Source organism: Streptomyces sp. NPDC048257, assembly GCF_043201855.1.
Taxonomy (GTDB): domain Bacteria; phylum Actinomycetota; class Actinomycetes; order Streptomycetales; family Streptomycetaceae; genus Streptomyces.
The window spans coordinates 200,033-222,523 of sequence record NZ_JBICZI010000002.1 but is presented as its reverse complement, the minus strand read 5'-3'; the positions used below and the strand labels follow the sequence as shown (position 1 = coordinate 222,523).

Sequence of the window (22,491 nt, the reverse complement as noted above, 5' to 3'; positions counted from 1 at the left end):
CGGGCGGCGTTCCCGGCGGATCAGGGATTGATCACGCCGAACCGTACGGACCCGCCACCGGCCCGGGTGGACTCACCCATCCCTTCCAGCATCCGCTCCCCCTCGTCGACGATCTCCTCCTTCGCCGCCTTCGGCAGACGGCCGAACAACTCGACGGTGAGTATCTGTCCTTCCAGCTTCCACAGACCGGCGAGGAAGCCGTCCACGAGCAGGGTGCAGTGGGCCTGGTTTCCGGTCCACGTGCGCCCCTTGATCTCGGGGGCGACCACGCGGGTGCGGTCGGCGTGCGAGAGCAGCAGGTTGTCGAACTCCGGGAGGAAGCGGGGCGGCGCCGGGGTGTCCGCGTCGGGGCGGGGGGCGTCGGGGAGGTCGAACAGCTCCACGCCGTTCTCGTCCTGGAAGGCAAGCAGGCCCGGGCGCAGCCGCTCGAAGGCCTCGCGCAGCCGGGTCAGTCCGGCCCAGGTCTGCATGTCCTTGACGGAGGCGGGCCCGAAGGCGGCGAGGTAGCGCAGCACGACCTCGTCGACGGGCTGCGCCGCCGTCGCCGTCGCCGTCGCGGTATCGGCAACGGGCTTTCCGAGCCACTTCTCCACGGTGGTGAGCCGGACCTGGCCACTGCGCCCCCACACCCCGCGGGGGGTGACCTGGACGAGAGGCAGGCGGCAGCGCGCGGCGACGGACAGGGACTGCGGATCGGCGTCGGGCCATTCCCGGAGCAGTTCCTCGCGGATCTCGCCCATGGTGCGGGGCTCGCTCTCGACGAAGGCGCGCGCCCGCCGCGCCAGCCGGTCCAGGTCAACTCCCGCGAGACCCTTGCGGAAGTAGTTGACCTCCCGGTCGCGGGCGGGCTGGACGAGGGGCCGCAGCGTCAGGGCGTCGTGGGCGGTGTGCGTGTGGATCGTCGACCGCATGGTGACCATCCGGACCACCTCGCGGGACTCCATGAGCCCGGCCAGCTCGGCGGGCCGGAAACCGGCGAGGCGGGCGTGCAGCTGGAAGTACGGCGGCTTCGCGTTCTGCGCCTGGAGTCCGAGGAGGTGCGCGACGGCGTCCCGCGCGGACATGTCGGCGCGGCTCAGCAGCAATTGGCGTGCGAGCGTGGCACGGTTCAGAGCGCGGGTGTCGAGTACGGGATGTGTCGTCCTGGAGGCCATGACAGCACGCTAACCCTCCTTGCGGACAGCTTCTGTCCGCAACCCGATTCCCGGCCTCCGCCGAGCCGCTTTCCCCCTATATCCTGCCCCTTGCCCGTAAACGCACGTTCGACCGGGAGCTGACCTGCGATGCCTTCGATGCCGGAGCGCCCGGACCACCGCCCGTCGCCGTCCGCCGGGAAGCGCGCCGGATGGCGCCGCCCCGCCTCCCCGCCCGCCGGCACCCCTCCGGCGGGCCCGCCGTCCGCCCCGCAGCCGGCACCTGCGGCCACCGCTCCCCCGGCCCACCGCAGCGTGATCGACTCGGCCGTCTACCGCGACGGCCGCCGGGTCGCCTCTCCGGCCACCCTGGCCGACACCTTCCGGCGGCTGCGGGAAGAGCCCGACGGGATGGCCTGGATCGGCCTGCACCGCCCCACGGAGCCCGAACTCCACTCCCTCGCGGCCGAGTTCAACCTCCACGAACTCGCCGTCGAGGACGCCCTGGAGGCCCACCAGCGCCCCAAGCTGGAGCGCTACGGCGACACCCTCTTCGTCGTCCTGCGCGCCGCCCGCTACCTCGACGCCCAGGAGGAGGTCGACTTCGCCGAGCTCCACATCTTCGTCGGCCCGGACTTCCTGATCACCGTCCGCCACGGCGGCGCCCCGGACCTCTCCGCGGTCCGCCGCCGCATGGAAGCCAACCCGCAACTCCTCTCCCTCGGCCCGGAGGCGGCCCTGTACGCCATCCTCGACGCGGTGGTCGACGGCTACGTCCCCGTCGTCGAGGGCGTCCAGACGGACATCGACGAGATCGAGACGGAGGTCTTCCGCGGCGACCCGGCGGTCTCCCGCCGCATCTACGAACTCTCCCGCGAAATGGTCGAGTTCCAACGCGCCACCCGCCCCCTGGTCGGCATGCTCCACGGCCTGATGGCGGGCTTCGCGAAGTACGGCACGGACGAGGAACTCCAGCGCTACCTCCGCGACGTCGCGGACCACGTCACCCACACCAGCGAACGCGTGGACGGCTTCCGCCAGGCCCTCACCGACATCCTGACGGTCAACGCCACCCTGGTCTCCCAGCAACAGAACGCCGAAATGCGCGCCCTGGCCGAGGCCGGCTTCGAACAGAACGAGGAAATCAAGAAGATCTCCTCGTGGGCCGCCATCCTCTTCGCGCCCACCCTGGTCGGCACCATCTACGGCATGAACTTTGAGTACATGCCTGAGTTGGGTTGGAGCTTTGGATACCCCCTCGCGATCTGCCTCATGGGGTTGGTTTGCGTGAGTTTGTACGCAATTTTTAAGCGGCGGGGCTGGCTCTAAACTCCTCACATCCCACTCAGCTCTCCTTCGCACTTTGCTCTCGCATCACTCACAGATCGACCCAGAAGCGGCCGTGGGGAGTGCCTGGGGAGAATAGATGCGAGTGATCTCCTCTCCCTGTCCCCCACAAGCCCGTGACCAGGCCCTTTTGGGCGTCGGCAAGCCCTGGGGAGAATCCGGGGAGAAACGAATGGCAGTCTGCGCCTTACGCCCGCCGCAACGAGCCCGGCTCGGCTTCCTGTTCAGTGCTCCCTGCAGAGCCCGCCGATCCTGCGGCGCGTCACAGACAGTGACCTCCATACGCTTGCCGTCCCCGATAGGCCCGCAGGGTCAGAACGCCCTGAACCATCGCAAGTATCGTCCGTGCGATCGACGCCAGTCGCGAGGCTTCAGCAACTCGCCATACACCGCACCGTGCCCCCGGAGCCGGCGACAGAGCAGATACCTTCGGCCGTCAACGCGTACCTCGTGGACCAGCTCTCCAGAGGCGGGCGTGGTGCCAGCCACTGGTCGTGGCGGCGCCATCAAGATCACCACCGAAGGGTGCCCGCCGACGCTGGGCAGTGCACCTAAGCTATTGATCCGAAACGCTTTGAGTTCAGGCTCGTTGATGGTGTGTGAGTGATCTGGTGGGGGATGCGCGGGCCTGGTCGCCGGACGCGCAGGAGGCTGTGCGGTTGCTGGCGGTGTCGGCTCTGGTGGAGGGCCGGGACCGGGTTGAGGTTGCCGCCCTGTTCAAGGTGTCGGTCAAGGCCGTGGACAACTGGTGGGTGAAGTGGCAGGCCGGCGGGCGGGACGCACTGCTGTCCCGCTCGAGAGGCCGCCGCGTGGGTGAGCATCAGGTCCTGTCGGAGGCCGAGCAGGCTGCGGTCCGGCAGGCCGTCCTCGATCACATCCCCTCCGACCTGGGACTTTCGGGCCAGCTGTGGACGCGGGGGCAGATAGGCGAGGGGGGTCCGCTTCACCGAGCCCGGGGTGGGCAAGTACCTCAAGCGTTGGGGGCTGACATTCCAGCGTCCGGACAAGCGGGCGGTCGAGCAGGACGCGGAAGCGGTCCGCGTCTGGCACGAGGAGACCTGGCCGGTGATCCGGGCCAGGGCGAAGGCGGAGAACGGCGAAGTTCTCTTCGGCGACCAGGTCGGGGTCCGCTCGGACCAGGTCACCGGCCGCACCTGGGGTGCCAAGGGCGCGACTCCCATCGTCCGCCGGACCGGGAACCGGTTCTCCGTGAACGCGATGTCCGCGATCAGCACCCGTGGCCGGATGCACTTCATGGTCTTCACCGAGTCGTTCGACGCGAGGGTCATGTGCCGCTTCCTCACCCGGATCGTCGGGCACTTCGACCGGAAGGTCCACCTGATCGTCGACCGGCACTCGGCCCACCGCTCGAAGACCGTCCAGGCCTGGCTCGCCGGCCACAAGGACGAGATCGAGCTGCACTTCCTGCCCTCGTACTCACCCGAGCTGAACCCCGACGAGCTCGTCAACGCCGACCTCAAACGCAGCCTGCCCCACACCCACAGGGCCCGGAACCAGGCCGAACTCGCCGCCGACACCCGCAGGTTCTTCCGCAGACGCCAGCGTCAGCCACACATCGTCCGCGGCTACTTCGGCGGCCCCCACGTCCGCTACGTCCTCGACCAGAATTAGATGAGTTTCCGATCAAGAAGGAACGTATGTTTGGTGGTACGTAGGGCTCCGGCTCCCTAGGCGACAGCGTCGACCGCCCGGCGGCTTCTGGATCAAGGCCGCCTACCCCATGTCAGGAGACATACCATGCACGACCCGGAGTCCCAGCACGAGTGGGTGGCTTTCGACTTCGGGGTGACGGGACTCTGCGGTTCCTACCACAATGATTGGCCGCTGGACGCCCCGGGGCCGGTCGAGCATGCCTTGACGTACTGGGGCCCGGACGGCGATCCCACCGGCTTGATCCTGGTCCTTGAGGAACTCGTACGGCTGGATCGCTCCCCTCTCACCCCTGCGGAGCTGGACCTGCTGTGGGAGGCTCCGGGGGGGACCCGCTCGGTGGCTCTCCCACGTTCGGCGGAGCCCGACGGGCCTGGCTGGACCAACTGCTGGCAGGGCTTGCACCGCTCGCCCTGTCCCGGGGTGCTTCGGAATCGCAGTGGGCCGCCTTGGCCAGCTCCCGCTTCGGCCAGTGCGTCCCGCCCGCGGGGTGTCTCCTCCAGGGTGCGGACCACCACTTCTTCCACCTGGGCGTCGCTGATGGTCCGCGGCACCCCCGGGCCGGGGCTCGTCGGCAAGTCCGTCCAGCCGGTCACGCAGGAACCTCGTGCGCCACTTGGCGACGGTGCCCCGGTCACACCCAGCCGGGCTGCAACCGCCAGGTTCGGCCCGCCCTCCACACGCCAGCACGATCCTCGCCCGCAGGGCCAGCCCCTGCGCGGTCGTCCGGCGCCTGACCCAGTTGCTCAACACCTGCAGCTCGGTCTCGCTCAGGACCAGCGCCTCCAGCCTGCTGTCACCCACAACCCCCAGCAGACCGATGCGCCAGCCAGCATCCGTCAGCCAAACCCCTGAAGTGGTACGGAAAGCAACTCACGTGGTGCCGAGCAACTCACAACCAGATCGCTAGTGTCCTGCGCCGTTAAGTCGTCGGTAGTTTCGACGTGCCGCTCCGGCCCAATCCAAGTAGCCGACCAGGCGTCTTGACCGTTCGTGGCGCAGCAGAACTGCCTACGAACTTCAGGCGCAGGACACTAACGGTGGTTTGTTGACGGCGGCTCAGGGCCGCAGTAGGCCAGCAGCAGAGGAACTTCGCCCTTGCTGCCGGAGGTTGTGATGACCCGTCGTGTGCCGTGTCCGCCCGCGCCGGGTCCGCTGGAGGCTTACGCCGCACAGTTCGATGACCTGTTCTCCACGCTGGCACAGCGCCGCGGGTTCCGGGAGTACCTTGCCGGGCTTTTGCTGCCGCGAGACCGCAACAAGACCCTGACCTGCCTCGCTGGGGTTGAGCCCGTGGTCGGGGCCCAGCACCCGGCGGTGCAACGGTTGCAGTTCTTCCTCTCCGAGTCGACCTGGGACCACGAGCGGGTCAACGCCCGCCGGGTGGAACTCCTGCTCGCTGACCCGGCGACCGCGCCCCACGCGGGCGGGGTGCTGGTGATCGACGACTCGGGGGATCGCAAGGACGGGAAACGCGACCGCGCACGTCGGCCGGCAGTGGCTGGGCCGGCTGGGCAAGACCGACAACGGCATCGTCACCGTGACGACCTGCTGGGCCGACGAGAACCTCTACTACCCGCTTCACGCCGTGCCCTACAGCCCCGCCCACCACTTCCCCGAGGGTAAGAAGGACCCCGGGTTCCGCACGAAACTGCAGATCGCGGCCGAACTGGCCGGCACCGCCAAGGCCGCTGGTGTGACCTTTCGGGCCGTGGCCGCCGACTGCGCCTACGGCGACCAGGACAGCTTCCGCAGGCAGCTCGGCGCGGCGGGGCTGCCGTTCGTCATGGCCCTCAAACCGAGCCACGGCACCTGGGCCTACGGCAAAGACGCCTACACACCCGTCGACGCCGCACATGCCCCGACCTGGACAGACCCCGATAACCCCGGCGACTGGACCGGCGTCGAGCGGACGTTCCGGGACGGACATACCGAAACATGGTGGGCAGCCGACGCCCGCCTCGGCTGGTGGGGCCCCGACGGCAACGTCCGCCTGGTCGTGGCCACCACCGACCCGGCCACCCTCCCCGCACACACCACCTGGTACCTGGCCACCGACCTGCCCCGGCCCGGCGGACCCCGTGAGGCCGACAGCCCCGAACCCGCCGCTGACCTGCACGAAATCGTGCGGATCTACGGGATCCGGCACTGGATCGAACAGAGCTACAAACAGATCAAGGACGAACTCGGCTGGGCCGACTTCCAGGTCCGCTCCGACACCGGCATCCGACGCCACCAAACACTCGTCACCTGCGCGTTCTCATTCTGCTGGAACACCTGGTTCAGCCGGCCACCCGAGGTCCCGTCTGCAACGGCGACACCGGAGCCGCCCAGGAAACCGGGCCAGCCCGAGAGGGGGCCCAGCCAAATCCCACCAGCCCCACCCGGCCAGCTGGCCCCGCGCGATACGGGCCGTCCGGGCCTGGCTCGACCCCTGGACCAGCCTCCAGCGATGCTGGCGAGCCTGGACGAACGCACCCCCACCACCAGAACTCCAAGCCCTGATAAACGCCCTCGGCGCAGGCCACCAACTGGACCTCTACACCCCGGTTTAACAAACCACCGCTAATAGTGCTTGGTCAGGTCGGTGTTGATGTTGCGTGTCCTGTGGGTTCGGTGTGTCGTTCAGGATGTGTAACTCCGGAGGAAATTGCATCAGTGCGTGACGAGTTGGAGGACTTCGCGGCAGAGATCTTCGAGCCGTTCCCGCGTAATGCTCGGCGTTGGTGGGGGCAGGGCCGTCTGCGCGGGCTGCTGACCGATGGGCAGCGCAAGTCGGTCGAGCCGATGGCCGCCCGGCTGAGTGAGGACGGGAACCGTCAGGCTCTGGCCCACTTCGTGACCAGCAGCCCGTGGGATCCGGCGCACGTGCGGGCCCGGCCGGCAGGTCCGCAGCCCGTGACTGCTCGACCGCTTCTCCCTGGTGCGGCCACGACCTGCCTAGTGCCGCGGCCCCCGGAAGGGCGGCTCCGCCGCACCCCATGCGAAGGCATACGGGTCCGCCCCGCCCGAGTACGAGCATGCGACCCCGGCATCAGGCAGGTCGAACTCCTCTCGCAGCCACCCGTCCAGGGCTACGGCGGCGACTTCCGGCCGGTAATCGCTCAACGGGTAGTCGAGGGAGACGATCTCGATGCACACGCCCCCCGGATTCCTGGCGCACAGCTCCTCGGAACGGAGGGAGAGGGCGAAGCAAAGCCAGACGAGATCTTCCCAGTGCACCCCCGACTCGGGAAGCAGGAGGCGCACGCCCCGGTAGATCTGCACGAATGGAGCCGAGACCTCGCCCGGCGGCTTGGCCTGGGCCGAGAGGTCCGCCGCCAATCCGCCGAGCGGACTCCTGAGCCGATATTTGAACGTTCGAATCATTTCACTCAGTCCACAAACTTGAGAAGATGGAAAACGCCCCGGCTGAAGTAGTTCTCGACGCCCATGCCGGTGGGGCCGCGGACATAGTCGAAGTTGTGCGGCTGCGCCCCACCCTCACTGTAGATGCGACTGTGTTTCTCGAAGAATTCATCCATCTTGTCTGGGGTCATCTTCGTGATGTCCACCCTGTTCATGCCGGCGAAGTCGTCCGCCGACACCTTGAAGGTGAGGATCTCCACCTCCCCGCCGCGCCCGCGTATGCGCTCTGCATAGCGGACCGCCTCGTCCAGCGTGCCCCAGGAGTACACACCCTCGCCCCACTGCCCGCGGGTGTCCGCTGCGGGCCAAGGATTACCGTCGCCTCTGAGCCGCTCCGCATTGGCCGCGTCCTGCACCGTGTGGAACTCATGATAGTCAGGCGCAAGACCCAGGTGGTCGGTGGAGTGCAGGGGATTGGATACGTATGCCGACGGATTCGGCGCAGGAGCGAGTCCGAGGGGGTCGGCACTTATATATCTGCCGATTTCTGGATCGTAATAGCGCAGGCAGTTGTAGTGAATGCCGGTTTCCGGGTCGAAATACTGGCCGGCGAAGCGAAGGGGCGTGTAGGCCGACGCACCGCTGTTCCAGGCCGTGGCGCCCCACAGCGTTGCCCGGGTTCGCCAGCAGATGTTGCTCTCTTCGTCGATCAGCTCCGTGGGCGTACCGACCAGGTCCGTGACGATGGCGAAGAACCGCTCGTCGATCCCGCTCTGGGGCATTCCGTCGGATACGACGCGCTCCGTCTGCGCCAGCGGCCGCAGGCCGTTGTGGTCCCAGGTGAGAACGACTGATCGGCCAGGTGCCTCGTCCCGAGTCGTCGCCTGTTCGCACAGGACCGTGCCGTCCCACGTGAACGAGACCTGCTCCAGGACTTCGGCCCCGTCGGGCGCCAGGCGCTGCTTGGCGATGCGGCGGCCCAGTGGGTCGTAGTGGTAACGCCACATCGTGCCGTCAGGGGTGGTGACCCGCGTCAGACGGTCTTCGGGGTCCCACTCGTAGCGCCAGGTCTCCGGCTTCCTGGACAGCCGGGTCTTCCGGCGCAGAACGACACGCCCGAGTTCGTCGTGCTCGTACCGGACGCTGCCGGCCCTGGTGAGGGCTGTGCCGGTGTACTCCCGCTGCCCCGTGGCCTCCTGGCCCGGGTGAGCCGTGGGCCAGGACGCCTCGGTCTGGTTTCCGGTCGCGTCGTAGGCATAGCGCTCGGTCCATTCCGAGGCGCGCACGGCCGTGACGCGCCCGACCGCATCGAGCTCGAAGCTGCGGCTGCCGGAGAGCTGGTCGTCCATCCCGATGAGGTTTCCATCGGCACGATAGGTGTAGGAACGGTGCTGGAGACTGCGCCCCGCGCTCGAAACCCGCTGGCCCGTGAGGCGGCCGAGCTCGTCGTACCGGGAGGTGAAGGTGAGCGCCTCCCCGATGTGGCGGGCCGTCTCGCGGCCTGCAGCATCCCTTTCGAAGGACAGCGTCCGGCCCGAGGTCGTCAGCTCCGCCCGTCGGCCCATCGCGTCGTACGCCCAGGAGCTCACCGCGCCGGCTGGCGTCGTACGGGAGACTCGGCGGCCGAGCCCGTCGTAGGTGTAGCTCACCGTGCGGCCGTTCACCGTCTCGGACTTGAGATGGCCGAACCTGTCACGGAGGTACGTGACCGTCGCATCGGTGCCGACGGCTTCGGCGAGTTGGCCCGACAGGTAGTAGGTGAACCTCGTGACGGTTCCCTGCACGTCCTTCGCCGTGACCCTGCCCAGCTCGTCGCGCTCGTAGCGGATCGTCCGGCCGACGGCATCGGTGCGGGTGGCGAGTCCGCCCGCCGCGTCATGGGTGTAGGTCAGCGTGCGGTCGTCGAAGTCCGACTCGGATATGAGACGTCCCACCGCGTCGTACTCGTAGTCCCAGCTCTGGCCGAGCGGGTTGACGACCTGCGTCAGGCGGAGCTCCGCATCGTGCCGGAACTCGTATCGCACTCCGTCAGGGCCGGTGCGGGCCGCCATGAGGTCGAAATGGGTGTACGCGAAGCGCGTCACGCCGCCGACCGCGTCGGTGTGGGTGAGGCAGTTGCCTTCGCCGTCGTAGGTCCAGGACTCCTCGGTGCCGTCCGGCTCGGTACGGCGGGCGAGCTTTCCTTCGGATGTCCACTCGAACCTGGTGGTGGCCCCGAGCGGGTCCACCAGCGCGACCGGACGGCCAAACGCGTCGCGTTCCACACGTGTCGTGCCACCCATGGGATCGGTGATCTCGACACTCAGGCCGGCGGCGTTGCTGCGGATGAGGGTCGTGTTCCCCGATGCGTCCGCGACAGCGGTGATGCAGCCGTGCTCGTCGTACGTGTAGTACGTGGTCACGCCCGACGAATCGGTGACCGCCACCCGGTTGCCCCGGTCGTCGTACTCCTGCAGCGTCGTGGTGAGGTCCGGATGGACGACCTTGACCGGCATCCCAAGGTCGTTGTATTCGACGGTGGTCTCGTGCCCGTCAGGGCGAACGGCAGCTGTCAGCCGGCCCTCTTCGTCATACCGGAACCGGGTGGTGCGTCCCAGGGGATTCGTGCGGGACAGGAGGCGGTTGTAACGGTCGCGCTCGAAGCGGGTGGCCGTGCCCAGCGGGTCGATCTCCGCCACGACCTGGTGGGCGTCGTTGACCAGGTAACGGTGGACGGCTCCGCTCGCCATGGTGACGGTGGTGACGCGCAGCCCGGTCTCCGCATCGGTGCCGTCATAGTCGACGCGCAGCGCGATGTGGCCCTCCGCGCCGCCTTCGGCCACGCAGCGATCACGGTCGTCGTACGTGTAGTCGTAGCGGCTGCCGTTGGTGTCCGTCCACGACGTGACCCGGGCTCGCTCGTCATAGGCGAACCGGAGCGGCTCGCCGGAGGAGTTGATCACCTCGGTCAGGTTTCCGCCGGTGTAACCGTAGCGGCGGATCTCCTGGTCGCCGCCGTCCGGAGCGGCACCTGCGAGGTGCAGAGCGGTGATGCGGCCCGCGCTCGTGGTCAGCTCCAGGCGGTAGCCCGCGCCATGGACGATGCGGGTGGGGCTGCCCTCGGCGTCGTACTCGAAGGTGATCCAGTTCCCGTGGCGGTCGTCCATCTGCGCCAGCAGGGCGAGGCCCGCACCGCTGGTGGTGAAGTGCCGGACACAGCCGGTGTCGGGGTCGGTGACAGTGTAGTCGTCCCCGTCGCGGTCGAGGGGCCAGCGCGGGCCATGACTCGGCATGACCGGGACACCCGGCGCGGGGTGCGGGTAGGCCAGCAGCAGACCGTCGTCACGGACGAAGACGACGCCTTCGGAGTCGATCTCCAGGCGCTGGTCGGCGGTGGAGGACCAGGACGGGCCGAACCAACGGCCCGCCCGGTAGTCGGACGCCACCCGGCGGCGGAAGACCAGCGGCAGGACACCGGGAAGCACGACATCGCGCTGCGGCAGGTACATCACGCCGGTCGCAAGGTCGATTGGGTCGGTCGGCCCGTTCTCCACCGCGTTTTCCGTACGCGAGGACCTGGCCGGTTCGTCCGCGCCCTTGCGGGCGGCGCTTCGGGCGGCGTCGTCCGCACCGTGCTTGATGCTGTTCTTCAAACCGGCGGTGGCGATGGTCCTGATGCCGCCGGCGCCCTTGGTGCCGATGAGTTCGGGGATGAGCCGGCCGAGGAACTCGCTCGGGTCGCCCTTGGCCGCTTCCCACGCGCTCTTCAGTGCCCGGTCCGGATGCGCCGCGGTGGACGCCAGCCCGGCCAGGGTCATGTTCAAGTTCTTGTAGTACTCGGCGGGGTGGCTGATGTTGTACGGGTCGAGCGGGTCCACCGAGCGGACGAAATTGGTGATGCCCACGACGCCCTTGACGACACCGCCGCTCAAGTGCAGCATCTCCACGCCCTGACCCACACCCCAGTCGACGAAGTTGAGCTTGGCCCGGTCCGTGGCCGAAGGCATCGCCGGCGCGTGTGCGAGTGCTGCCGTGACCGCCTTGTTCGCCGTGTCGGCCGCCTCGTCGCGCTGGCGGCGCGCCTCGTTAAGGATCTCCCGCGCCCGGTCCCGGACGGCGTCGCCCGGATCGGTGGGGCATTCGGGCCTGGGCAGCGGATTGTCGCTGGTGCGCGCGTCCTCGAAGGCGTCCACCTTATTCTTGTAGGCGTCGGCCGCGTTCTTGGAGGCCTCCTGGCCCTGCTTGTAGAGGGCGATGGCCTCCCTAGCCTTGCCCTGCGCCCACGTCACCGTCGTGGCGTACGTCTCCAGGGCCTTGGCAGCGCCCTCGAAGGCGTCCGCCGCGTGCAGCCAGTCGATGGGCAGCGTCTGGAACTTCTCCCGAAAGGTGTCGGCCGCCGCGCCCTTCCAGTGACTGGAGTCCAGGCCCTTCATGCCCTGGCCCACCGAGTCGAAGGCGCTCTGGAAGTCCTGCAGGTTCTTGACACTGGCGTTGATGTCGCCGACGTTGCCGTGGATCAGCTCGTTGGCCTCCTCGGTCTGCCCGAGCTGCTGTTCACCGACCTTGGCACCCAGCGATGACGCTGTGCGGTCGCCCCAGTCCTCGACCGAATCCGCCCAGTCCTCGGCACCGACGTACTCAAGACCGCCCCCGACAACGTCCGTGGCTTTGTCGACGCCCTCACCGACGAGCTTCTTGCCGGCGTCCCAGCCCTCTTCGAGCTTTCCCAGGCCCTTGTCGACCCAGCCCCCGAAACTCACTGCTTACTCGCTCCCCCACGTCGGCTGCTTCGCCCGGTCCACGGCGCCCTGCGTGGGTTCCAGCGTCTCGCGCAGCTTCTCGTCCATCAGCTCGCGCTCCTTCGCGCCGAGCACACCCTGGTTCTGCATCGCGTCCAGCAGCCCGTCCTCGACGTCATAGCCGGTGTCGCGCCAGGTCTGCTTGACCTCCTTGTGAGCCTCGGAGAACGACTCGGCGCTCCAGTCCGCCCCATCCCACGCGTGTTGATCCCGGATCTCGTCCCAGTCCTTGGCCTTGACCTCCTCCTCCGTCAGATGCGGGTTGCCGTTCATACCGTTCACCGCGATCTTGAAAGTGTCCTTGATGTACTGCTCCTGCTCGCTGATCGCACCCGCCGACAGGCCGACGGCCTTCGCGAAGCCGTTCCCGCGCATCATCAGGGCACGTACACCCCACTCCCAGCGCTCGCAGAACGTCTTGAACCCCGACGCCAGGCCCTCGTGACCCAACTGCATCCCGGACAGCGACAGATCCGAGAAACCGCGCCCGGTGGATGCTTCACCGATCATTCCGAGGTCCTTAAGCTCGCCGTGCGCCTTGTCGATGCCGCTCGCTATCAACTTCAGCGCTTCCGGAGGTACATCCAGATCCGAATCCGAACCGCTCACCGCTCACCCCCGAGGTCCACCGCCGCCGAATCCGGGACCACGCCCGCGACCGGCGGGAACAACATCCCGTCGGCACTGCCGGCGTCGAGCGCCACTCCCGCGGGCACCCCCAGCATCGGCACCATCACGTCCAACAGCCGTGCACCGAACACCGAGTGGTACTCCCATTCCCGCCCTGCGTCGCCCTGCGCATCCGCGAATCTCGCCAGCGCGGCCTCGTCCGAGAACGCGCAGACCCACCGGACCCCGCCCCGCTCAGCCGTCCACAGGCTGCCGTACGGGTCGGTCGGCACCAGCACCGCCGTACGCCGGAACTCGCCCAACAGCACCGCGAACTCCCGGCGCCGCGCCACGACTTCCCGGTCCTCGACGGGCGTCGCGGCCTTCGCTTCCGTCACGGCGAGCGCCATAACCGCGTCAGCCAGATCGGCCAGCCGCATGGGCTGCCTAGGCTGCGGGTTCGCTCCCCCGTGGCTCTCCCCGTTCATCGTCACGAAAGGGATCATCACATGTTCGGTTTTTCGACTGCAATCTCAGGTCGCGGCCCGGCGCCGCAGCGCGCCTGCGGAAGTGGCCGAATTAGGCGGCTCACCTCGGGCTTACGTCCCGGGTCTTCCGGCCATCAGATCCAAACTCCAGTAGAGCAATCGTCCGTTGAGCTGCACGCTGTCGACCACTCCAGCGCCGTTCAGCCCGAATAGCAGCGCACAGGTCTGGGCAGAGGCCCCGTGGAGGTCCTGCAGGACAAGCCGGGATGCGGCAAGGTAGGCGGCGGAGCCCCTGCCTCCGGCCAGCCCAGGAACACCCCGGTCTCCGGACAGCTCCCGCATGTGGCCAAGGTCCAGACCGCAGCGCGCGGTGCTAGGCGGGCAGACTCCCGTGCAAGCAGCACACCAACACAACCGGGACCAGGCCTTGCACGGCGAACGCGAAGAACACACAGCGCCAGCCGGTGAGATGCGTCGGCACCGTGGACGCCCGAGGCAAGAACGTCGTCCCCTACGACTCAATCTCAGCCAGCCGGTCGAGCAGTGAAAAGGGGGCCAAAGGAACCGAAACATGCCGTAACCACTTTCGACACCCTCTCCAAGTCCAAGTCGGCCAACGATGCTTCCTGCTGCACATTGGATCTGCCCGACGCGGACACCTAAGACCGGAGCGAGATTCCACCTGCAAGGACTGAAAGCGCAACCGGGGTGCCGTTCTTTCGCTACTTTCAGTTGACGGCGCCAGCCTGCAGTCACCCAGGAGAGAGCCACCGAGGAGCACCGCCGGACACAGGTAGACGCCGTCTCCCTGGGGAGAATCTGGGGAGTATGGAGGGGCCTTGGGGAGCGCTTGGGGAGAATCGACTGTGCAGCACGGCATGACACCGAAAGGCCGCGAAAGACCTTCCGCCGCAGGCCAGGGAGTCTCTGAAGCGTGTTTCCGCAGGTCAGGGGCATCCAGGAGGTGGAATCAAGAAGATCTCCTCGTGGGCCGCCATCTTGTTTGCTCCCACGTTGGTGGGAACCATCCACGGCATGAACTTCGAGACCATGCCAGAACTGAAGTGGGTCGGCGGCTACCCCTTCGCCGTGGCTCTGATGGCGGTAGTTTGTCTGAGCTTGTACCTCATCTTCAAGCGTCGGGACTGGCTCTAGGGGGTGTCTTGTCGATGGGGCCGGATCGGGGTGCGGTGCCCTGGTGCGTGCGGTTGCAGGGCCGGGCAGGGAGTCGACGCGGAGCGTCGGCGGCCGACGAGAACGCGGCGGGCGTGCGTGCCGGGTGACGCGAGCCCGGCCTGACCGGCTAGGCACCCCCTGGGCAAACGTCGGGCTAGCAGCGGGCCAGGGTGCCGCTTTCGCGGGTGAGGTGGGTGCTGGACATCCAGCCTTCGGTGTTCGTTCCCTCGGCGCGGGCGTAGATCCACTTGTTGCCAAGGGCGTTGGTGATGTAGCAGTGGTAATAGACCTTCACGCCGGTCTTGACCACGCTCACGTAGCCGCACTCCGCGTACGGCCCGGTGTAGAGGTGGGAGTTGTCGAGCAGGTAGCCGTAGCCGTTGCTGCGGTTCTCGTGTTTCCAGCCGGTGCAGGCCGTCGACACCGGGGTGGGCTCCTTCACCGTGGAACTGGGCTTGGTCGCCGGAGAGGCGGACGAACTCGCGCCCGGCTTGGCGCCGTTCTTGCTCGGCGTCGTCGTGGGACCTGTCTTGTTCGCCGAGGGAGACGGAGCAACGGAGGACGACGGGCCGCCGCCCGCCGGGGAACCGACGGCGGGCGGCGTCACCTGCGCACCGTTCGCGGTCGTGCCGCCCTCTTGGCCGGTCAGGGCGTAGGTGATTCCGCCGCCCGCGGCGAGGAGTACGACGGCGGCCGCTGATGCGATGAGGGCGCGGCTGCGGCCACGTCCGCCACGGGCTGCAGCGGCGCGGCTCGTTTCGGGACTGGGGACTCCGGCGGGGCCCGCGGCCGGCGCGCCGGTCGCGGGCTGCGCGTAGCCGACATGCGGAGGAGCAGGCTGCGGGGCGGTCTGGGGGAACATCGGGGGTCCGAACCCGGGGGGCGGTACGGCGGCGGCCGCAGCCCCGGGAACCACCACGGGAGTGGAAGTCTGGCCCTCGGACGCCGTCCGGCCCGAGGCGACGCGCTCCAGCATGCCGCGCGCCTGGTCCGCGGTGGGCCGGTCCTCCGGTTCCTTCGCCATCAGCGCATGGAGCACCGGCGTGAGCGGTCCGGCCCGGCGGGGCTCCGGCAGCGGGTCGGTGACTATGGCCGACAACGTGGACCACGCGGAAGTGCGGCGGAACGGCGAAGTGCCCTCCACGGCCGCGTAGAGCGTCATGCCGAGCGACCAGATGTCCGACGCCGGCCCGGGCTCGATGCCCCGTGCGCGCTCCGGTGGCAGGTAGTCGAGAGAGCCGACGATGGCACCGCTGCGGGTCAGCTTGGCCATGGCGTCGTCCTCGGAAGACTCCATGGTGGCGATGCCGAAATCGGTGAGTACGACCCTCCCGCCCTGCTCCATCAGCACGTTGGCGGGCTTGACGTCCCGATGCAGTACGCCGACCCGGTGCGCGGCGTCGAGCGCGTCCATCAGCTTGGCGCCGATCGCCGCGGCCTCCTGCGGCTCCAGCGGGCCGCGCTCCGTCAACACGTCGTCGAGCGAGGGCCCGTCGACGAATTCCATGACGATGACCGGCAGACCCTGCTCCTCGGTCACGTCGTGCACGGTGACTACGCCGCTGTGCCGGATACGGGCGGCGGCCTGCGCCTCCCGCTGCATCCGGGTCCGCAGATCGGCGAGTTCGGACGTGGAGGCGTCGGTGAAGGCGCGCAGGACCTTGACGGCGACCTCTCGGTTCAGCAGTTCGTCCACCGCCCGCGCGACCACTCCCATACCGCCGCGCCCGACCACGGAGGTCACCCGGTAACGCCCCCCGAGCACCTTGCCTATCAGCTCGCCGCCATTCGCTTCCCCCGCCTTCACCGCACGCCCCGTTCCATCGCATCCATACTGTTCGTCATCCATCAACCGGCGGCCTCAAGGGTAGAGGCAGGAGCGTGGGCGGATTGCGGCGGCCGGACTCAGCGACGCCGCATGCCGCGTGCGTCATGGCATCGGCCTCTCGTCGACGCCTCGGCGAAGGCCGCATGCAGCCATGCGGCTGCGTGCCCGTCAGGGAGCCGTCTTCCACGGAGACGCCGCTGTCGCACCGGCGTTACCGGGACTGCCTCCGGCCAGGACAGGAGCCCCGGCGAGGGACACCCCCGCGCTCCGGGTACGGCGAAAGGCCCGGCCCCGGTCGGGAGCGACCGGGGCCGGGCCAGCCTGCCTGTGGGAGGGGATCAGCAGTTGCGGATGGAGTAGACCGGCGTCCAGTCCTGGCCGAGCTGACCGCCGCCGGGCTGGAAGGACTTCAGGACGCCGCCGCCCTGGTTGTAGAGGTACGAGGTGGGGTTGCCGGTCTGGTTGTCCCAGTAGGCGCCGTTGCCGTTCCAGTTGTAGACCGAGTACCGGTTGCAGTTGTAGAGGTAGAAGACCTTCCAGTCCGACGTCGTCGGGTCCCAGACGAGGGTGCAGAGGTTCCCGCTGGAACAGGTGTAGCTGCCGCCCGGAGCCACGTGACCGGTGCTGACGGCGGGCGAGATGCCCGGGGAGGCGGCGGCCGCGAGGGACGCCGACCGGGCGGCCGCGGGGGCGGCCGGCGCGACCTGGGCACGGGTGTCCGCGGCGGCCTGGGCGGATCCGGCGGTGAGGGCCGTCGTGAGCAGCATCGCGGTGACGCCGGCCATGCCGAGGATGGAACGGTTGAAGCGCATCGTGAACCCCTTGTCAGAGCGGTGTGACGTGCCCCAAGGCTCGCGGCGTAGGCGCTCCGGCAGTACCTCGCAGGTACGAGGTTCACCGCGCTGCGCTCAGCAGTTCGGGACCCAGGCGTGCGAGCGGGGGCGGTCCGCGCCGCCGCTCAGATTGGTCCTGGTACGCACCTTCACACAGCCCAGCACCTCCTGCCGGGCGGGCTGCGCGTAGTAGAGGACGTCGACCTGGTTCGCCCCCTCGGCCAGGTCGAACCCGTTGTTGTAGACCGAGCGGGGCGCGCTGCGGGCCGTCCAGGGACAGGGGGCCGGGCCCTCGATCCAGTCCATGTCACCGTCGACCCAGGAGCACATCTCGCCGCGGCCGTCCTCCTGCGAGAAGAAGCAGACGGCCCCGCGCCGGCACCGGTCGTACCCCGCCGCCTCGGCGGAGGCTCCGAAGTGGAGCAGACCCGAGCCCCATACGGCTCCCAGGCCCGCGAGCGCCGCCGTCGCCGTCCCGGCCGCGATCAGCACGCGGCGCCGCCGCCCCCGCCCGGGGCCGCGGGGCGCCGGCGGGGCGGGTGCCCGGCCGGCGGCCGCCGCCTCCACCCGGGGCAGCAGCGAAGCCGCGGTGTGCGCGGCCCGCTCCTCGTGCCCTCGGGCCAGGCAGTCGCGGACGATGTCCCGCCAGTGCTCCGGCAGTTCCGGCGACAGGCGCAGCTCCTCCTCGCCCCTGGCGTAGCGCAGCGCCGCGTCCCGGCGAGCGGCGGGGGTGCCGCCGGGCAGTGGGAGCGAGCCGGTCAGGACGACGTGGGCCAGTACGCCGAAGGCCCAGATGTCGGCCGTCGGGCGGATCTTCGTCCCGCGCTCGCCGACCTCCGCCCAGAGGAGGTCGGGCGGGGTGTAGTCGGGCGTGGCGAAGGCCGGTGAGTAGGCGTGGGTGCCCTCCAGCTCCGCCGCCATGTTGAAGTCGGCCAGCCGTGTCGTGCCGTCGGCCATCAGCAGCACGTTGCCCGGCTTGAGGTCGCCGTGCACCCAGCCGGCCCCGTGGAGTTGGCCGAGCCCCTCGCAGACCTCGGCGAGCAGGCCGGGACCGGCCTGCGGCACTCCGTCGGCCAGCAGGGTGTCCAGGGAGCCCTTCGCCTCCTCCAGGACGAGCACGGTGGCGCCGTCGAGTTCGGGACGGCCGGGGTCGTCGACGGTGAGCACCTCGTACAGCCGGATCAGCCGGGGTGTGCACACCCGGCGCAGTACCTCGGTCTCGCGCTCGGCGAGCTCGCTCAGGTGCCGCAGCTGGCGCGGGGTGCGGGTGCCGGTCGGCAGGACCTTGAGCGCGGCCCGGCCGGGCAGGCCCGGCTCGGGTGCGGCGCGCAGGGCCGCGTACACGCTGCCGAAGGCGCCGGCCCCCAGCAGGGGTCCGACCACCCAGGGGCCGACCCGGTAGCCGGGCGGGACCGTGAGGGCGCCGGCGCGCCCGGCCCTCCCGGTCAGCGGGCGGTACCGGTCGGGGCGGCCGGCGCGAGCGCCGCAGCTGCCAGCGCCGCCAGGTCCTGCTCACGGACGAGGTCGAAACGCAGGGCGAGCGAGACCAGGGTCTCCTTCTTGCCGACCAGCCGCGGCCCCGGATCCGCCGTGTCGGGCCCGGGTTTGAGGCGCAGTTTGACCGCGAGGTAGTCGATGTTCCACTGCACGGCGGCGCGGTTGGCCGCCGGCCACAACGGCCTCAGCCGCTCGACGACCTGCTCGACGGTGGGCAGGGGTGCGTGCGGTTCGCCGCGCAGCCGTGGCTCGCAGAGGGCGGTGAGGACGAGGAAGTACCGGCTGGAGCGGTCGAGCGGGAAGGCGAGTACGGTCGGCTCCCCGTCGGGCTCGCCGGGGTCGTCCCGGTCGGCGTAATCGTGGCGCGGCGCCCAGACGTCCAGGGTCAGCAGTTCGGAGCCGGCGGGCAGGACGATCCGGGCGAACTCGAACGGGACCGGTGCGTCCAGCCGTCCGGGCCCGATCTTGATGTGCTCACCGGCGCCCTCCGGGTTCTCGACCACGTAGGTCGCCGAGCGGGAGAGGTTGCTGAGCGACCAGTACGTGCCGGTGGCGGTGATCGCTCCGGCGGAGCGCGAGATTCCGGCGTGCGGGACGTGCAGGGTGTACGGGCCGCTGCCGCTGCCGAAGTCGGCGACCGTACGGGCGTCGTTTCCGGCGCTGTCGGTGTTGGCGGCGTTGTCGGTGATGGCGGCGCTGTCGGTGATACCGGCCTGGCCGGCGTGCTCGCGGCCGAACCGGAGGGTCTGCCCCGGTGCCAGGCGGATCTGTGCGGCTGGGGACATGGTGGGCCCCGGAACCACGATGATGCTGTCCACACTGCTTCCTTCCCCGAAGGTGCAGGGGAAGGTTAGCCAGCGGAATCAATCGTTCCCGCAACGATGGCGTGTACGTGTATTCAGCACTCGCCGCGCCACTGGAACCGGTCGACGGTCCGGCCGCCCGCGGGGAGGTTTCCGCGGCCCTCGTCCCAGCCGTGGTGCAGGCAGGCGCTGCCGCCCTCCCTGAAGTACACCTGCACGTGGTCATAACCCGGCTGCGGCGTACCGTTGTTGAAGAAGGACCTGCGCAGTCCGCACGTGCTCCGGGGCTCGTCGCCGGCCGAGCGGCAGACGGTGCCCGTGCCGTCGGCTCCCGAGTAGAAGCAGACGTAGCCGGGCGGGCAGTCCTGCCAGGCGGCCGGCGTGCCGGTGCAGTTGCGGCTGGTGACGCTCGGCCAGTCCTTGGCGGCGCCCGTGTACTCGACCCCGTCGAAGTGGACCGGTACGCGGTGGCTCTCGTCGGTGAAGTCGCCCGTGGCCAGGTAGCGCTGCTCGTAGTGCAGGTGGGCCCAGCCCGAGGCGCCGGAGGTGCCGATGCGGCCGATCCGCGTGGACGGCTGGACGGCGTCGCCCTTCCTGACGTAGGTCGCCGGGTCGTCCTTCAGGTGGTAGTACGCGGTGAACCAGCCGTTGCCGTGGCTGATCTGAATGGTGTTGCCCGAGCCGTTGTTCCAGTACGTGGCGGACACGGTGCCGGCGGCGGACGCGAGGACGGGCAGGCCGTCGGAGCCGGTGTTGCCCTCCACCACCATGTCCAGCGCGGGGTCGTGGCCCCAGGTGTGCAGCTCCCAGGCCGTCCCGCACGGGAAGGGCAGCTGGAACGGCGGCTGCGTCGCCGCGACCGTCGCCGCCTGGCCGGCGGCCGAAGCGGAAGCAGCTGCCGGTGCACCCGCCAGCACCAGTCCGGCCACGCACATCAGCACCACCGCCCGCAGCCTTCTCGTGTACCGCAGCATGTCTTCCCCTCCCGGCCCCTGGACGGCGCCCGGACGGGCGGTCCCGGCGCCATGGTCGGGGGCGGGAGCCGGCGCCACCACCTCGCAGCTACGAGGACGGGGTGCGGGCGGGAGCGTGCTACCCGAACGGCGACTCCCTAAGGCTCGATCAGGCCGACCCGGATCGCGTACCGGGTGAGCTCCAGCCGGTCGCGCATCCCCAGCTTCTGGAGCAGGTTGGCCCGGTGGCGCTCCACGGTCTTGGCGCTGATGACGAGGAGGTCGCCGATCTCCTTCGAGGAGTGGCCCTCCGCGACGAGCTTGAGGATCTCCTCCTCGCGTTCGGTGATCGCCCGGGCGGGCAGCGGATCGCCTTGGCGGGCCCGGTCGAGGTAGTTGCGGATGAGGGTGGTCTCGGCCCCGGGATAGATGAACGGCTCGTCCCGGATCGCCGCCCGGCACGCCTCGACGAGATCACGGTCGGCGACCGACTTGGGGACGTAGCCGGCGGCCCCGGCCTTGAGCGCCTCGAAGAAGTACTGCTCGTTGTCGTACATGGTCAGGATGAGGATGCGCAGGTCCGGCCGCAGCCGGGACAGTTCCCGTGCGGCCTGCAGTCCGGTCATCCGGGGCATCGCCACGTCGAGGACGGCGAGGTCCACCTCCGTGCTCCGGGCCAGGGCGACGGCCTCCGCTCCGTCCCCGGCCTCGGCGACCACCGTCAGGTCCGGCTCGGCGTCGAGGATGAGCCGGACCCCGCGCCGTACGAGGGCGTGGTCGTCGGCGAGCAGGACGCGGGTCGGCGCCCGTTCCGGGATGGTCAACTCTTCCCCTCCGCTCTTCCGGTGGCGACGGCGGCGGCCGCCGCCATGGCGGGTACGTCGAGCCGTACGCCGGTGCCGCCCCGCGGGTCTCCCCCGAGGGTGAGATCCGCGCCGATCAGCAGGGCCCGTTCGCGCATGCCCTGGATTCCCGCGCCCTCGGCGGCCGGGCCGATGCCCTTGCCGTCGTCCCGTACCAGCAGCCGGACCGCTCCGCCGGGCCGCCCCGACAGGTGCACCTCGACCACGCTGGCGCCCGCGTGCCGGGCGGCGTTGGTCAGGGCCTCCTGGGCGACCCGGTAGACGACGAGTTCGGCCGCCTCGTCCAGCGGCGGCACTCCCGGGCCGATCACGTGCCGCACCGTCAGCGACCCGCTCGAGAACTCGGCCGTCAGCGCGCGCAGGGCGCTGTGCAGCCCGAGCTCCTCCAGGACGCCCGGGCGCAGCCTGCGGGCGATGCGGCGGATCTCGTCCAGACTGGTGCGGGTGGTCTCCTGCACCTGGTGAAGCTCTTCGCGCAAGGGCGCCGGGGCGCGGTCGGCGACGTGCTTGAGCTGGAGCAGGACCGCGGTGAGGGTCTGGCCCACCTCGTCGTGGAGTTCCTGGGCGATGCGCCGTCGTTCGGCCTCCTGCGCGGACAGGGCGCGGGCGCTGCTGCCGGCCCGCTCGGCCTCCAGCCGGCCCAGCATGGCGTTGAAGGAGGTGGTCAGCCCGGCCACTTCGCCGGGGCCCTCCACCGGGGCCCGGCTGCCGGGGCGCAGCAGGTCGACCGCGCTCATCGCGCGGGTCAGCCGGCCGAGCGGCGCCAGGCCGATCCGGAGCAGGGCGGCGTTGGCGACGAGCATGGCCGCGAGGCCCGCGAGCAGTACCACGGCCTCGCCGAAGAGGACCGGGGTGGAGACGGTGACCGGGCCGAGCAGCAGCAGGACGGCCGTGACGAGGACGGCCGCGTTGAGGAGGAAGATCCGCCAGTACAGGGACACGCGCGTCCGTCCCTCCGGTCGTTCCGGAATCCGCCGCCCCGGCGGATCGCTTGCTTCCACTATCCCAGCCCGCCTCGCCCCGCCCTGCCCCGCACCCACATTGACCTGCGGTGGGATCCGTGTCCCCTTCTCACCCTGCCGTCCGCCGGAAGCCTTGTCCATCCGTGCCGACACCCATATCCCGCCCCCTGCACGAAGTGGCACCATGGGCCCGCGCGGCCGC

The 22,491-nt window shown here is 69.7% G+C and carries 15 protein-coding genes and 3 pseudogenes; 6 read left to right on the top strand and 12 right to left on the bottom strand.

Going from position 1 to position 22,491, the window contains the following annotated elements:
- Window positions 1–20 precede the first annotated feature (20 nt).
- Window positions 21–1,154 carry a winged helix DNA-binding domain-containing protein gene (locus ACGFZK_RS05005; protein ID WP_393847434.1) on the bottom strand — a complete coding sequence of 378 codons (1,134 nt, stop codon included), beginning with the start codon at window positions 1,152–1,154 and terminating at the stop codon, window positions 21–23.
- 138 nt (window positions 1,155–1,292) lie between these two features.
- Here ACGFZK_RS05005 and ACGFZK_RS05000 point away from each other — a divergent pair, with 138 nt between their 5' ends.
- The 5 genes and pseudogenes from ACGFZK_RS05000 to ACGFZK_RS04980 form a co-directional block, all read left to right on the top strand.
- Window positions 1,293–2,462: a magnesium and cobalt transport protein CorA gene (locus tag ACGFZK_RS05000; RefSeq protein WP_393847859.1), complete on the top strand. Its 1,170-nt coding sequence runs from the start codon at window positions 1,293–1,295 to the stop codon at window positions 2,460–2,462.
- A 677-nt stretch (window positions 2,463–3,139) separates the two neighbouring features.
- Window positions 3,140–4,112, top strand: a pseudogene (locus ACGFZK_RS04995) (IS630 family transposase).
- Between the two features lie 1,155 nt (window positions 4,113–5,267).
- Window positions 5,268–5,777, top strand: coding sequence for a transposase (locus ACGFZK_RS04990; RefSeq protein ID WP_393847433.1), 510 nt, complete (start codon window positions 5,268–5,270; stop codon window positions 5,775–5,777).
- Window positions 5,662–6,720 carry a transposase gene (locus ACGFZK_RS04985; protein ID WP_393847858.1) on the top strand — a complete coding sequence of 353 codons (1,059 nt, stop codon included), beginning with the start codon at window positions 5,662–5,664 and terminating at the stop codon, window positions 6,718–6,720. The genes ACGFZK_RS04990 and ACGFZK_RS04985 overlap by 116 nt, the downstream gene beginning before the upstream one ends.
- Before the next feature lie 122 nt (window positions 6,721–6,842).
- Window positions 6,843–7,037, top strand: a pseudogene (locus ACGFZK_RS04980) (transposase); the annotation flags it as partial.
- 54 nt (window positions 7,038–7,091) lie between these two features.
- On the opposite strand, the gene ACGFZK_RS04975 reads toward ACGFZK_RS04980, so the two are convergent.
- Genes ACGFZK_RS04975 through ACGFZK_RS04960 form a run of 4 tightly spaced genes read right to left on the bottom strand, consistent with a single transcriptional unit; the run spans window position 7,092 to window position 13,326 of the window.
- Window positions 7,092–7,475, bottom strand: a complete 384-nt coding sequence (locus ACGFZK_RS04975) for a hypothetical protein (RefSeq protein WP_393847888.1) — start codon at window positions 7,473–7,475, stop codon at window positions 7,092–7,094.
- Window positions 7,476–7,525: 50 nt separating this feature from the next.
- Window positions 7,526–12,238 (bottom strand): putative T7SS-secreted protein, encoded by a 4,713-nt coding sequence (locus ACGFZK_RS04970; protein ID WP_393847432.1) that lies wholly within the window; start codon window positions 12,236–12,238, stop codon window positions 7,526–7,528.
- A 3-nt stretch (window positions 12,239–12,241) separates the two neighbouring features.
- On the bottom strand, window positions 12,242–12,886 hold the full coding sequence (locus ACGFZK_RS04965) for a hypothetical protein (RefSeq protein WP_393847431.1): 645 nt from the start codon (window positions 12,884–12,886) through the stop codon (window positions 12,242–12,244).
- Window positions 12,883–13,326: an SseB family protein gene (locus ACGFZK_RS04960; protein ID WP_393847430.1), complete on the bottom strand. Its 444-nt coding sequence runs from the start codon at window positions 13,324–13,326 to the stop codon at window positions 12,883–12,885. The genes ACGFZK_RS04965 and ACGFZK_RS04960 overlap by 4 nt, the downstream gene beginning before the upstream one ends.
- A gap of 1,017 nt (window positions 13,327–14,343) precedes the next feature.
- Between ACGFZK_RS04960 and ACGFZK_RS04955 the strand changes: the two are divergent.
- Window positions 14,344–14,529, top strand: a pseudogene (locus ACGFZK_RS04955) (CorA family divalent cation transporter); the annotation flags it as partial.
- A gap of 175 nt (window positions 14,530–14,704) precedes the next feature.
- Here ACGFZK_RS04955 and ACGFZK_RS04950 read toward each other — a convergent pair.
- From ACGFZK_RS04950 to ACGFZK_RS04920, 7 genes are all read right to left on the bottom strand, one after another.
- Complete coding sequence (locus ACGFZK_RS04950; RefSeq protein ID WP_393847429.1) at window positions 14,705–16,399, bottom strand: serine/threonine-protein kinase; 1,695 nt, start codon at window positions 16,397–16,399, stop codon at window positions 14,705–14,707.
- Window positions 16,400–16,716: 317 nt separating this feature from the next.
- Window positions 16,717–17,190, bottom strand: coding sequence for a hypothetical protein (locus ACGFZK_RS04945; protein WP_393847428.1), 474 nt, complete (start codon window positions 17,188–17,190; stop codon window positions 16,717–16,719).
- Window positions 17,191–17,286: 96 nt separating this feature from the next.
- Complete coding sequence (locus ACGFZK_RS04940) at window positions 17,287–18,660, bottom strand: protein kinase (RefSeq protein WP_393847857.1); 1,374 nt, start codon at window positions 18,658–18,660, stop codon at window positions 17,287–17,289.
- Entirely contained in the window at window positions 18,657–19,526 is an 870-nt protein-coding gene (locus ACGFZK_RS04935) for an FHA domain-containing protein (protein WP_393847427.1), read from the bottom strand. Before ACGFZK_RS04935 ends, ACGFZK_RS04940 begins: the two co-directional genes overlap by 4 nt.
- Before the next feature lie 80 nt (window positions 19,527–19,606).
- Window positions 19,607–20,485: a peptidoglycan DD-metalloendopeptidase family protein gene (locus tag ACGFZK_RS04930; protein WP_393847426.1), complete on the bottom strand. Its 879-nt coding sequence runs from the start codon at window positions 20,483–20,485 to the stop codon at window positions 19,607–19,609.
- Window positions 20,486–20,622: 137 nt separating this feature from the next.
- Window positions 20,623–21,282: a response regulator gene (locus tag ACGFZK_RS04925; protein WP_393847856.1), complete on the bottom strand. Its 660-nt coding sequence runs from the start codon at window positions 21,280–21,282 to the stop codon at window positions 20,623–20,625.
- Between the two features lie 2 nt (window positions 21,283–21,284).
- Window positions 21,285–22,268 (bottom strand): histidine kinase, encoded by a 984-nt coding sequence (locus ACGFZK_RS04920; protein WP_393847425.1) that lies wholly within the window; start codon window positions 22,266–22,268, stop codon window positions 21,285–21,287.
- Between the last annotated feature and the right edge of the window lie 223 nt (window positions 22,269–22,491).